The 13,105-nt window shown below is 35.3% G+C and carries 10 protein-coding genes; 8 read left to right on the forward strand and 2 right to left on the reverse strand.

Annotation, left to right across the window (positions count from 1 at the left end; genetic code table 11):
* Positions 1-117: 117 nt before the first annotated feature.
* The 3 genes from RT037_RS05175 to RT037_RS05185 all read left to right on the forward strand — a co-directional run bounded on the left by RT037_RS05175 (position 118) and on the right by RT037_RS05185 (position 3,722).
* Positions 118-1,914, forward strand: coding sequence for a TonB-dependent receptor (locus RT037_RS05175; protein ID WP_313028601.1), 1,797 nt, complete (start codon positions 118-120; stop codon positions 1,912-1,914).
* Between the two features lie 65 nt (positions 1,915-1,979).
* A complete protein-coding gene (locus RT037_RS05180) occupies positions 1,980-2,804 on the forward strand; it encodes a S1 RNA-binding domain-containing protein (RefSeq protein WP_079665622.1) in 825 nt (274 codons plus the stop codon).
* A gap of 3 nt (positions 2,805-2,807) precedes the next feature.
* Positions 2,808-3,722 carry a TIGR01777 family oxidoreductase gene (locus tag RT037_RS05185; RefSeq protein WP_313028605.1) on the forward strand — a complete coding sequence of 305 codons (915 nt, stop codon included), beginning with the start codon at positions 2,808-2,810 and terminating at the stop codon, positions 3,720-3,722.
* Positions 3,723-3,772: 50 nt separating this feature from the next.
* On the opposite strand, the gene RT037_RS05190 is transcribed toward RT037_RS05185, so the two are convergent.
* Positions 3,773-5,533, reverse strand: coding sequence for a long-chain fatty acid--CoA ligase (locus tag RT037_RS05190; protein ID WP_313028606.1), 1,761 nt, complete (start codon positions 5,531-5,533; stop codon positions 3,773-3,775).
* 90 nt (positions 5,534-5,623) lie between these two features.
* Positions 5,624-7,396, reverse strand: coding sequence for a long-chain fatty acid--CoA ligase (locus RT037_RS05195; RefSeq protein WP_313028608.1), 1,773 nt, complete (start codon positions 7,394-7,396; stop codon positions 5,624-5,626).
* Positions 7,397-7,560: 164 nt separating this feature from the next.
* Here RT037_RS05195 and RT037_RS05200 point away from each other — a divergent pair, with 164 nt between their 5' ends.
* The 5 genes from RT037_RS05200 (at position 7,561) to RT037_RS05220 (ending at position 13,025) form a co-directional block, all read left to right on the forward strand.
* Complete coding sequence (locus RT037_RS05200) at positions 7,561-8,703, forward strand: acyl-CoA dehydrogenase (RefSeq protein ID WP_313028609.1); 1,143 nt, start codon at positions 7,561-7,563, stop codon at positions 8,701-8,703.
* 36 nt (positions 8,704-8,739) lie between these two features.
* On the forward strand, positions 8,740-9,105 hold the full coding sequence (locus tag RT037_RS05205; protein ID WP_312323336.1) for a hypothetical protein: 366 nt from the start codon (positions 8,740-8,742) through the stop codon (positions 9,103-9,105).
* Positions 9,106-9,266: 161 nt separating this feature from the next.
* On the forward strand, positions 9,267-10,241 hold the full coding sequence (locus RT037_RS05210) for a DUF2891 domain-containing protein (RefSeq protein WP_313028612.1): 975 nt from the start codon (positions 9,267-9,269) through the stop codon (positions 10,239-10,241).
* 41 nt (positions 10,242-10,282) lie between these two features.
* Positions 10,283-10,744, forward strand: coding sequence for a hypothetical protein (locus RT037_RS05215; RefSeq protein WP_313028613.1), 462 nt, complete (start codon positions 10,283-10,285; stop codon positions 10,742-10,744).
* Positions 10,745-10,766: 22 nt separating this feature from the next.
* Positions 10,767-13,025 carry a reprolysin-like metallopeptidase gene (locus RT037_RS05220; RefSeq protein WP_313028615.1) on the forward strand — a complete coding sequence of 753 codons (2,259 nt, stop codon included), beginning with the start codon at positions 10,767-10,769 and terminating at the stop codon, positions 13,023-13,025.
* The last annotated feature ends 80 nt before the right edge of the window (positions 13,026-13,105 follow it).

Consider the following 13,105-nt stretch of genomic DNA (forward strand, 5'->3'; position numbering starts at 1 on the left):
TTTATTTAAAATATTGTTTTAAAGGAAATATTTAATTTAATCTTAAAATAAATTATTTTTTGTTGTTGATTTTTTTAATTATTGCATAGCTTTGCCCCCGTAAAATTGTAAAAAACTATGAAAAAGCTTTTGTTAACGGGTTTTGCGTTGTCTTGTGCATTTTTTTCGGCACAGCAGCAAGACATAGAAGAAGTTGTCGTAAAAGGAAAATTTTTTTCAACTCCAATTACTAAAGTTGCGGAAAATATTACGGTTATTTCTAAAAAACAAATTCAAGAATCACCAGCACGAAGCGTTGCTGATTTGCTACAATATTTCACTGGGATGGATATGCGTCGCCGTGGGATGAATGATGTACAAACAGATCTTAGTATTCGTGGTAGCTCTTTCGAGCAGGTTTTGGTTCTGATAAATGGTATCAAAATGAATGATGCACAAACGGGACATAACACGTTTAATCTTCCTTTTGATATGGCGAGTATCGATCGTGTTGAGATTATAAAAGGTCCTGCAGCACGACGTTTTGGACAGAATGCTTACGGAGGTGTCATTAATATTATTACCAATGTTGGTAAAGACAATGCTTATCAAATTAATGCTGCAGGTGGGGATTTCAAAACTTGGTCTCTTGGTGCTTCTGCTGATTTTGGAAACGAAAATTTCGGAAATTTTATTCAAGTTGGTAAAGCAGAATCTGCGGGTTATCGTTTTAACACAGACTCCGATGTGCAAAATGTTTGGTATCAAAATCAGTTTAAAATCAAAGATGCAAACTTCAAAATGCAAGCTGGTTTTACAGAGAAAAAATTTGGTGCAAATGGATTTTATTCGTCACCACTAGCCAAGGATCAATACGAAGAGACACAAACATCTTTGGTGAGTGCGTCTTACGATCAGTCTTTTGGAAATTTTGGAGTCAACGCCAATGTGTATTGGAGAAGAGGACAGGATATGTATTTGTTTAACCGTGTTAAGCCCGAAATCTACCGTAATATGCACATCGGTAACAATATTGGCGGTGAGTTGAATACGTCTTACGTGTCAAGTTTGGGGAAATCAGGTTTGGGTGTCGAGTTCCGTAACGAAGCGCTTCGCAGCAATAATCTAGGCGAAAGAGAGCGTTTTATCACGCAAGTTTTTTTTGAACATCACATTAGTTTGCTAGATCAAAAACTTAACATTATCCCAGGTGTAAGTTGGGCGAATTATCCAGGGACTGGCAACTTTTTTTATCCAGGTTTAGATGTCGGATATAATCTAGATGAGCACAACAAAATCTACGGAAATGTAGCTAAAACCAACCGAATCCCTACTTACACAGATCTTTATTATGTTAGTAAAACCGAAACTGGTAATCCTAACTTAAAACCAGAAAATGCATGGAATTACGAAATTGGCTATCAATATCAACGTGCATATTCTCTTTTGAAAGTAAGTGGTTTCGGTAGAAATACGGATAACGCCATTGACTGGACAAAGGATTCGTTGGCTGCTATTTGGCGTGCCGAAAATATTAGCAATGTAAAAACACTTGGTTTTGAAACCGAGGTCGCTCAAAAATTTAATTGGATTGTTAATAATCTATCTGTAGGTTATACTTATTTGGATAACAAAATTAATCGTGAAGATCAAGCCTTTTCCAAGTATGTTTTAGATAATCTTCGTCATCAATTCAATGCAAAATTGCAAGCAAAATATTGGCGATTCGGGACAGAAGTTGTCTATCGTTACAATGAGAGAATCGCTTTGGGAAGTTATAATCTTCTAGATGCGAAGTTAAATTATCAAACAGATAAGCTTAATATTTATCTTCTAGTCAATAATATTACAAATGCAGAATATACCGAAACGAGCCTAGTGCCAATGCCAGATCGTTGGTTTATGCTAGGATTTACGTTTAAAAATAAGTTTTAGAAACACAACATCCGTCATTAAGGCGGATGTTTTTATTTTACTTAATTTTGCAACAAATATTTACAATGCAAGTAGGAAAATTCCAGACGCTAAAGGTTTCAGAAGTTAATAATTCAGGTTACATTTTGATAGATGAATTAGGTGAGAAAGCCTTTTTATCTAAGATTCTAGTTAATTCGACTTTAGAAGTTGATCAAGATGTTGACGTTTTTGTGTATCAAGATGATGACAAATTAAAAGCGACTACCGAAACGCCTTTATGCGAAGTCGACGAATTTGCCGTGATGACTTGTGTGCAAAGTTTGCCGAGTGGTGCTTTTATGGACTGGGGAATTATCAAAGATTTGTTCGTGCCTTATAAACAACAAAAAGGGAAAATTCTTGAAAGCAAACGTTATATCGTTTACGTCTATATTGATGAAGAGAGTGGTAGAATTACGGGTACAACCAAGTTTAAACGTAATCCGCAATACACAGATTTACCATTTAAAAAAGGTGATAAAGTCGATTTATTAATGATTGGCGAATCCGAATTAGGATGGAATGTTATCATTGATAAAAAATATATTGCATTAATCTACGCTTCTGACGTTTATAAAAAGTTATATCCACTTTCTACTGAACAAGGTTATATTAAGGCGATTCGTGAAGATGGTAAGATTGATGTGTCTCTACAACCAGAAGGTTTTGAAAATATCGATGAGTTCAAACAAAAAATTATTGATAAACTAAATGACAACTACGGTTTGATTTATTTGTCGGATAAATCATCTCCTGAAGAGATAAAAGATGAATTGCAAATGAGTAAAAAGAACTTCAAGAAGGCGATTGGCGGTCTTTATAAAGACAAAATAATCGAAATTGAAGATGATAAAATCAGATTACTATAATTGATGATGAAATCTAAAGTTCTTGTCACTGGCGCTACAGGTTTAATCGGTTCTGCATTGTGTGAATTGCTCGTTTCTAAAGGTTACGACGTTCATGTTTTGGTAAGATTCAACGACGAAAAGCAGCAAAGTCCTTATAAAGCTTTTAAATTAGATTATGATAATAATTCTATCGAAGATGGTGCTTTGGACGGCGTTGAGTATGTTGTACATCTTGCTGGCGCGCCCATTGCGATGCGTTGGACAAAGTCTTACAAAAAATTAGTTGTAGATAGTCGTGTAATTTCTGCGGACATTATCAAAGCTGAAATTGAAAAACAAAATATAACACTTAAAGCTTTTATTTCTGCGTCGGCGATTGGCTATTATGGTGCAATAACGTCTGATAAAATCTTTGTTGAAACAGATTCGCCTGCCGAGGATTTTCTTGGTAAAGTTTGTCAAGCTTGGGAAAATAAAGCTTTGGATTTTAAGAATGTTGCCGATAGAGTGGTGATGTTGCGGACTTCTGGCGTTTTGTCTGACAAAGGAGGACTTTTAGCAGAATTAAAAACACCAATCGAGAAAAATTCGGGTGCACCATTAGGAAGTGGAAAGCAATATGTACCATGGATTCATATCGATGATATGTCTGCGATGTATTTGCAAGCGATCGAGGACGATACAATGATTGGCGCTTACAATGCTGCTGCGCCTGAGCATATCACCAATAAAGATTTAACGAAAGCCGTCGCGAAACAACTTAAAAAGAAACTGTGGTTTCCGAATGTTCCTGCTTTTGGATTAAAAATAATGTTTGGCGAAATGGCGAATTTAATCTTAAAAGGAAGTCGCGTTTCTTCGGAAAAGATTTTAAAACAAGGATTTCAATTTAAGTTTCCAAAATTAGAAGATGCTTTGAAGAATTTGTTGAAATAATAATTTATTAAAAAAAATGGCTACCAAATTTGGTAGCCATTTTATTTATATTATCTATCATAAAGTTTGTTATAAAGATCCATAAAATGTTCTTTAATCACTTTACGTTTTAACTTCAAAGTTGGTGTCAACATACCGTTTTCCTCAGACCAAATCTCGGGCGTTAATTCTATTTTTTTGATTTGTTCCCAATGGCCAAGATCCTTGTTGATGTTTTTCATTTCTTTTTCGATGGCAACTTTTAGTTCTGGACTTTTCGCAATCTCTTCAGGCGTCGTCCCGATGTTGACATTGTTATCTTTCGCCCATTTTTTAGCATAGTCAAAGTCGGGTTGTATAAGTGCTGTTGGCATTTTTTCACCTTCGCCAACAACCATAATTTGTTCAATAAATAAAGAAGCCTTCGCAAGATTTTCGATGACTTGTGGCGCAACATATTTGCCGCCCGACGTTTTGAACATTTCCTTCTTTCTATCTGTAATAAAAAGGAATCCATCTTTATCTAAATGTCCAATATCACCTGTTTTGAAGTAGCCTTCATTATCAAAAGCTTCTCTACTTAGTTCTGGATTTTTGTAATAACCTTGGGTTACCGTTGGTCCTTTAACCGTTATTTCGCCATCTTCGGCTATTTTAACATTAACATTAAAAAGAGGTTTTCCGATGGAACCCATTTTCATAAAGTCAAAACTGTTAACCGAAATTACAGGCGAAGTTTCTGTCAAACCATAACCTTCCTGAATCGGAATGCCAGCTGCCTGAAACATAATATTAAGTCGTGTAGAAAGTGGCGCAGATCCAGAAACTAAAGTTAAAATATTACCTCCAATACCAGCTCTCCATTTAGAGAAAACCAATTTGTCAGCAATCTTGTGGAAGAAACTTTTTGGTGCTCCAAGTTTATAATTTTCGGCAATTTTGAGTGACCATAAGAAAATACTTTTTTTGATGCCGCCAGCTTCGGTTCCTTTTTTATAAATTGAATCATAAACTTTCTCGATAACACGCGGAACAACAGTCATATAATGCGGTTTTACTTCTTGAAGATTTTCACTAAGCTTGTCTGTGCTTTCAGCGAAATAAATAGCAAAACCATTGTAAGTGAAAAGGTAGAAAATCATCCTTTCGAAGACGTGACACATTGGTAAAAAACTTAATGCACGACTGTCGTTGCCCTGTCTGCGCGGGATTCTGTCTTCGCAACCAATGATGTCTTGGGCGATATTGTTGTGCGTTAACATCACACCTTTTGGTTTTCCTGTCGTTCCAGAAGTGTAGATAATCGACACTAAATCGTCTGGATAAATTTCTTTTTTTATTTGGTCAACTTCAGCTTGAAGACTGTCGTCTTTCCCAAGTTCTAAAATATCTTCCCAATGTTTAGCAGCATTAACTTTATCAAAAGTATAAATCTCCTTCATCAAGGGAAGTTGATCACGGATTTCATTAATTTTATTAAATAATTTTTCATCTGATACAAAACAAAATAACGAATCCGAATCGTCAAGATTATAGACGAAATCCGCTTTCGAAATCGATGGATAGATAGGAACCGTGATAATACCGAGTTGTAAAGCTGCTTGGTCGATAATGCACCATTCGGTTCTGTTGGTTGTGGTGATAAGTCCTATTTTGTCACCTTTTTTTAAACCTAATTTTATTAAACCTCTAGAAAATTGATTGCTTTTTGTAATGAATTCTTCAGTTGAAAGATTTCTCCAACTTCCACCAATTTTGTCATTGATGTAGTCTTTTTTTGGATATTTTTCTAGTGTAATATAAGGAATATCGAAAATTCGAGTTAATGTCATGTTGCTTGTAACAAAGATTGAATGCAAATATAACAATTATGAGTTTTTTCAAAAAAATAAAGCTATCCAATGGATAGCTTTTTATGTTAACTATTTTCTGTCGTACAACTTTTCATACAAATCGTTGAAAGCTTCTTTGATGGCTTTACGTTTAAGTTTAAGAGTCGGTGTTAGTAGTCCATCATCTATTGACCATACTTTTGGTGTGAGTTCAATCTTTTTAATCTGCTCCCACTTGCCTAATTTTTTATTAAGCGTTTCCATTTCTTGCATGATTCTTTCCTTTAGTTCTGGGCTCTTTGCCATTTCTTCTAGTGTAGTACCAATGTTGAGATTTTTAATTTTAGCCCAGTTTTGCGCAAAATTAAAATCTGGTTGTACCAAAGCGGTTGGCATTTTTTCACCATCGCCAACGACCATAATTTGCTCAATGAATTTTGAAGCTTTAGCATGATTCTCGATAACTTGAGGTGCAATGAATTTTCCTCCAGAAGTTTTGAACATTTCTTTTTTTCTATCGGTGATAAATAAGAATCCATCGTCGTCAATGTGTCCAATATCGCCCGTTTTGAAATAACCATCTTCTGTGAAGGCTTCCTGCGTTTTTTCGTCGTCCTTATAATAACCGCCAAAAATAGAAGGTCCTTTTACTGTAATTTCCCCATCAGCAGCTATTTTAACATCGACATTACTTAGTGGAACGCCTACAGAGCCTAATCTCATTTTTTCGAAACTGTTAACCGAAATAACTGGTGATGTTTCTGTTAAGCCATAACCTTCCAAAACTGGGATTCCCGCAGCTTGAAACATTCTGTTTAACCTTGAAGAAAGCGCCGCAGAACCTGAAACTAATGTTATTAAATTTCCGCCCAAGCCTTCTCTCCATTTTTTGAAAACCAGTTTGTCAGCAATAATGTGCGCAAAAGATTTTGGCGCTTGTAGATTGTATTTTTCGGCAATCGAAATTGACCAAAGGAAAATTTTAGATTTAAGACCACCAGCTGCAGTTCCTTTATTATAGATGGAATCGTAAACTTTTTCTACCAAACGCGGAACAACTGTCATATAATTTGGTTTTACTTCTTTCACGTTTTCTCCGATTTTCTCAATGCTTTCCGCATAATAAATAGAAAATCCATTATTGATGAAAATGTAATAAACCATTCTTTCGAAAATATGACAAATCGGTAAAAAACTTAATGCACGAAGGTCTTTATAATTAATGCTTTTATCTCTAGGGATTCGAGAGTCGCTTCCCAATACATTTGACACGATGTTTTGGTGTGTCAGCATCACGCCTTTAGGACGTCCAGTTGTACCAGAAGTGTAGATTAATGTCACTACGTCATCTTCTTGTATGCCTTTTGATAAATCTTCTACCTCTTGCTGTGTCGCATCATCTTCTCCAAGATCTAATATTTCTTTCCAATTAGGTGCGCCGTCGACATCATCAAAACAAAAAACACCAGCCAAAGATGACACCTCAGGCTTTACAACCTGCATTTTTTTGTATAAATCAACATCTGATACGAAGCAATATTTTATTTCGGCATTATTAAAAATATACACATAATCTTCCTCCGAAATGGTTGGATATACAGGCACCGAAATAGCGCCGATTTGAGAAATCCCCAAGTCCATAATGCTCCATTCTGTACGGTTGTTGCTTGTAATTAATCCGATTTTGTCACCAGGTTTTATCCCTAGTTTTAACAGTCCTCGAGAAATTTTGTTTGCTTGGTTAATAAACTCTAAGGTGGACGTTTTTTTCCATTCCCCATTCTTTTTCGTAACCAAAGCATCATTTTTAGGATATTGATTTAGAGCCTTATGAGCAAAATCAAACGTTCTTTTAACAGACATATCGTTAAATATTTGATAATTTTTAAATTGAATTTAATAAAAAGTAGATTTTCGTAAATATAGTTTTTTTTAACTAAATGACAAAAATGTATTTTATTCGATACATATCGTTATAATTTTCGTAAAAATCGTAAATTTACGAGCAATTAATACTAGTAATTGATATGGATTTTAATTTATCAGAAGAACAACTGATGATTCAGCAGGCAGCTAGAGATTTCGCTCAGACTGAATTACTTCCTGGTGTTATCGAAAGAGATACACATCAAAAATTCCCGACAGAACAAGTTAAGAAAATGGGAGAACTTGGTTTCCTAGGTATGATGGTTGACCCAAAATACGGAGGAGCTGGTCTTGATAGTGTATCTTACGTTCTTGCAATGGAAGAAATTGCAAAAATTGATGCTTCTGCTGCGGTAGTAATGTCAGTTAATAACTCTTTAGTATGTGCTGGCCTAGAGAAATTTGCTAGCGAAGAGCAAAAAATGAAGTATCTAAAACCTCTTGCAAGTGGAGAAGTTATCGGAGCTTTCGCATTGTCTGAGCCAGAAGCTGGATCTGACGCAACATCTCAACGTACAACTGCAGAGGATAAAGGTGATTATTATTTATTAAACGGTACTAAAAACTGGATTACTAATGGTGGTAACGCTGCTTATTATATCGTTATTGCGCAGACAGATCCAGAGAAAAAGCATAAAGGTATCAACGCCTTCATCGTAGAGAGAGGTTGGGAAGGTTTCGAAATTGGTCCTAAAGAAGACAAATTAGGAATTAGAGGAAGTGACACTCATTCTTTACTTTTCACAGATGTTAAAGTACCAAAAGAAAACAGAATTGGCGAAGATGGTTTCGGATTCAACTTTGCAATGGCGGTTCTTAACGGTGGTAGAATTGGTATCGCGTCTCAAGCTTTAGGTATCGCTTCTGGTGCTTACGAATTGGCGCTTAAATATGCTAAAGAAAGAAAAGCTTTCGGTACAGAGATTATCAACCACCAAGCGATTGCTTTCAAATTAGCTGATATGCACGTTAACATTACAGCGGCTAGAATGCTTTGTTTCAAAGCGGCAGTTGAGAAAGATGCTGGTAAAGATATCTCAGAAAGTGGCGCTATGGCAAAACTTTATTCGTCTCAAGTTGCGATGGATACAACTATCGAAGCGGTACAAATACACGGCGGATATGGTTATGTTAAAGAATATCACGTAGAACGATTGATGCGTGATGCGAAGATTACACAAATCTACGAAGGTACTTCAGAAATCCAAAAGATTGTGATCTCTAGAAGTATTGCTAAGAAATAATTTGTTGTTATCTTTATCAATTAAACATAAATTATCATGAAATATTTTTGGATTTTTTTGGCGGTAGCAGTGCTTTTACTAGGTGGTTTTATTTGGTATAAATTTTATTTTGTATTTGGAGAAGGCGTTAAATCTGGTTATCTAAACTATGCTGTTAAAAAAGGAAATGTTTTCAAAACCTATGAAGGAAAGTTGATCCAAGAAGGGTTTGGTACTACCAAAGTTGGTGGTGCACTTGGAAGCAATCAGTTTGAATTTTCTATCGAAGATGAAGCTGTTTTCAAACAATTAGAACTTAATAGCGGAAAGTATTTCGATTTACATTACAAAGAATATCATGGTAGCTTGCCGTGGCGAGGAAATACAGTGTATGTCGTTGATAAAGTTATCAGCATGAAATAATAAAAAAAGTCCCTTTCAGTAATGAAAGGGATTTTTGTATTTTTAAACTTCGTATTAAATCATTATTAATTAAATATCTAAGCCTTTTAGCTTTTGCATCGATAAGTCTATCTGCACAAAAAACTCAATTAACAGATGCGTTAGCAACTAAGTTATCCGAGATGCCTTTGAAATGCATTGAGCAAGAATATCCAAACAAGACTGCTCATATTATCAACTCTTTACAAGAAGTTAGCTTATCACCAAAAGATCTGCATCCTTCTTTTTATGGTTGTTTTGACTGGCATAGTTCTGTTCATGGACATTGGATGTTATTGAAAATTTTAAAAGAGAAACCAAATCTTGCACAATCTTGGCGCATCACAAAGATTTTAGACAAAAGTTTCAATGCCGAATCTCTAAAAAAGGAAGCACAATATTTTACTAAATATGATCTCGCAAAAAACTTTGAACGAACCTACGGTTGGGCTTGGATCCTAAAACTTGATGAAGAATTAGCAACTTGGGATACACCACAAGCTAGGACTTGGCATCAAAATATGAAACCTCTTACAGATGAGATTTTGCGAATGTGGAAAGATTATCTTCCTAAACAAACTTATCCTAACAGAACAGGCGTTCATCCCAATTCTGCTTTTGCAATAGGCTTTGCCATCGATTGGGCGAGAAAAATTGGCGATAAAGATTTTGAAAATCAATTGGTACAAAAGGTTAAAAATTTTTATTTAAAAGATGAAAAAACGCCTGCCTATTTAGAGCCAGATGGTTCGGACTTTTTCTCACCAAGTTTGGAGATAGCCGATCTTATGCGTCGTGTACTTTCACAAAAAGATTTTGAAAATTGGTTGGATCAATTTTATGATAAAAGAAGTCTCGAAAATATTTCTCAAATACCAATTGTAAGCGATTTGTCAGATTATCAAACGGTACATTTGGCGGGCTTGTCCTTTAGTAAAGCTTGGTGTATGAAGGGGATTTCCAGAGCTTTATCAAATAGTCATCCACTTAAAAAGCAATTTGAAGATACGGCGGAACATTTCTTAAAAAACGGAATGCCATTAATCTTTAGTAGTAATTATGGCGGTGATCACTGGTTAGCTAGTTTTGCCGTTTTTGCTATTTCAAATGTAGATTAATTTTATTTTTTGCTATATTATTTCTATATTTACCGAAAAAGATGAAAATATTTACAACAATAGCAATTGGATTGTCTTTAATGTCATGTAATGGCACTTCTAGCATGCATGCGCAAAAAGGTAAAACAATGCAAAAAGTAGAATATACAGAGGAGCGGAGGTTGAACAAAGATTTTGATTCAAAAGAAATTTTTGCATTATCAACAATGGATGAAGTTACAAATCTCTATAATAAACTGCAAGATCCACAATTCAAACGTTCTGCGCCTATTCCTATTATAGAAGCTGGTGAAAGTCTATTAGTTGTAAAGCCAAAGGCAAGTTCTGCAACAGATTACTCAGATATTAAAATCGAAAGTATTCAAAATGATGAAAAAAATATTATTGTAAAATATAAAAAAATTGAAAACTGGGAATATAAGGAAGCAAAACAAACGCATCCTGTTTTAATTTTAAAAATTAAAAGTAGTCCTAAAAATTTAATTTTAGAAAAAATAAAATAATATAGTCGCAAAATAAATTTTAATGAAATCAAAATTATTATTGGGGTTAGGGGTAACTCTAATGTCTACTGGAGCTTTCTACGCTCAACAAAATTCTTGGATGAACATTGCTACAAAGAATGTGTCTAATGCAAGAGAAAGATCAATTACTGTAACAGATTACAAATTAGTGAGTCTTAACAATTCTCAGTTTGAAGCGCAGTTATCAGCTATCGGAAAAAACTCAGGGAAAACATTAATGAAGTTCCCTAATGAGCAAGGTACTACAGATACTTTTGAAGTGGTAGAATCTTCTACAATGCACCCAGATCTACAAGCAAAATATGCTGATGTTAGATCTTTCACAGGGGTTAAAGTTGGAGATCCTTTAACGAGAATTACATTTACATACGATCCATATTTTGGATTTAATGCAAGCGTAAGAAATTCGCAAGGAATTTATTACATTGATTCTTATTCTAAAGATAATAAGATTTACATGATGTATAATCGTAAGAATGCGTCTTCAGCACGTAATTTTAACTGTCTTTTTGATGAGCACGGCGAAAAGGAAATCCATCAAACAATGGAAAATGCTAGCCAAAGCAAAACAGTTAAAGACGGTCAAATGCGTAAGTATAGACTCGCTTTGGCTACTGCTGTAGAATACACGTCATATACAGCAAATGCAGCTGGAGTTGGTAATGGTACTGATGCTGAGAAGAAAACAGCAGTTATGGCAGCTCTTAACTTAACAGTTAATAGACTTAACGAAGTATACGGTAACGATCTATCTGTTAAACTAGAATTAGTGCCTAATAACGATTTATTGATCTTTATCGATTCGGATAATTATAATCCATTAAGTGCATCTTCTATGCTTGGGACTAACCAAACGGCTGTTGATAACTTAATTGGAAAACCAAATTACGATATTGGTCACGTATATTTCCAAGCACAACAAGGAAATGACAATGGTGTAGCTTATCTTCGATCTGTTTGTAATAGCAATTTGAAAGCAGGTGGTGTAACGGGTTCTGCAAATCCCGTGGGCGATCCATTTGTTATTGACTTCGTAGCACACGAGATGGGGCATCAGTTTGGTGCTAACCATACACAAAATAATAACTGTAATAGAAACGATGGAACATCAATTGAGCCAGGTAGTGCTAGTACTATTATGGGGTATGCTGGTATTTGTTCGCCAAATGTTCAAAGTAATAGTGATGCTTACTTCCACTCGGTGAGTATAAGAGAGATGTACGCTCATGTTACAGGTGCAGCTAGCTGTAGTGTTAATACACCCACAGGTAACAATGCGCCAACTGCAGATGCAGGTCCAGATAGAACGATCCCTAAAGAAACACCTTTTGTACTTAAAGGGATTGGCTCTGACCAAGATGGTGATACCATTACTTATAACTGGGAACAAATAGATACTGGTGCAGCAACAATGCCGCCAAGACCTGCGAACGCGGTAGGCCCAATGTTTAGATCAATGACTGCGACAGTTTCTCCAGAGCGTTACTTCCCAAGATTATCAACGATTATCGAAGGTTATAATCCTAACATGAATGCCCAAGCTAATTATAGATCTTGGGAAAAACTTTCTAACGTAGCAAGATCTCTTAATTTCTCACTTTTAGTTAGAGATAACAATCCGGTTGGTGGACAGTCTGGTAGAGATGATGTTAAGTTGACGGTATCTGTTGAAGCTGGACCTTTCCTTGTAACTTCTCAAAATGCCGCAGATATCGTTTGGAATTTAGGTTCAACACAAACAATTACTTGGGATGTTGCAAATACAAATGTTGCCCCAGTTAATACTGCCAATGTGCAGATTTTATTATCGACAGATGGTGGTTTAACCTTCCCTCATGAGTTGGTAGCGAGTACACCAAATAATGGTACATATACATTTACAGTCCCTGGAGGATTAGGTGTAAGCGATAATGCAAGAATCATGATCAAGGCTATTGATAATGTATTCTTAAACGTTAACAAGGTTAAATTTAAAATTAACTCAGACTTAGCAACAAGTAATGTAGATGCTGCTAAAGAGGTCGTTATCCATCCGAACCCTTCGAAAAATGGTATCTTTACCATGGAAGTTGATGCTAAAAATGTATCATACAGAGTCTTCACTGCAGAAGGTCGTCTGGTTTCATCAAAAAAAGATGTAAAATCTTCAGGTAAGAGCATGGATAAAATTGATTTATCTCAATTAGGTTCTGGAGTTTACTTCTTAAAAGTGGATTACGATGGTAAATCGACTTCTAAGAAATTAGTTATCGCTAAATAATAAATAATCAATCAGGCAAAAACACATAATAAGAAAGCTACTCAATTTTGAGTAGCTTTTTTTTGTTTCCTTAATTTAAT

This window comes from Soonwooa sp. (genome assembly GCF_032062245.1).
GTDB lineage: Bacteria > Bacteroidota > Bacteroidia > Flavobacteriales > Weeksellaceae > Soonwooa.

Bases quoted from the DNA above. Each gene is read 5' to 3' on its own strand.
- RT037_RS05220 (WP_313028615.1), top strand. From the start codon at position 10,767: ATGAAATCAAAATTATTATTGGGGTTAGGGGTAACTCTAATGTCTACT.
- RT037_RS05185 (WP_313028605.1), top strand. From the start codon at position 2,808: ATGATGAAATCTAAAGTTCTTGTCACTGGCGCTACAGGTTTAATCGGT.
- RT037_RS05175 (WP_313028601.1), top strand. From the start codon at position 118: ATGAAAAAGCTTTTGTTAACGGGTTTTGCGTTGTCTTGTGCATTTTTT.
- RT037_RS05205 (WP_312323336.1), top strand. From the start codon at position 8,740: ATGAAATATTTTTGGATTTTTTTGGCGGTAGCAGTGCTTTTACTAGGT.
- RT037_RS05190 (WP_313028606.1), bottom strand. From the start codon at position 5,533: ATGACATTAACTCGAATTTTCGATATTCCTTATATTACACTAGAAAAA.
- RT037_RS05200 (WP_313028609.1), top strand. From the start codon at position 7,561: ATGGATTTTAATTTATCAGAAGAACAACTGATGATTCAGCAGGCAGCT.
- RT037_RS05195 (WP_313028608.1), bottom strand. From the start codon at position 7,396: ATGTCTGTTAAAAGAACGTTTGATTTTGCTCATAAGGCTCTAAATCAA.
- RT037_RS05210 (WP_313028612.1), top strand. From the start codon at position 9,267: ATGCCTTTGAAATGCATTGAGCAAGAATATCCAAACAAGACTGCTCAT.
- RT037_RS05215 (WP_313028613.1), top strand. From the start codon at position 10,283: ATGAAAATATTTACAACAATAGCAATTGGATTGTCTTTAATGTCATGT.
- RT037_RS05180 (WP_079665622.1), top strand. From the start codon at position 1,980: ATGCAAGTAGGAAAATTCCAGACGCTAAAGGTTTCAGAAGTTAATAAT.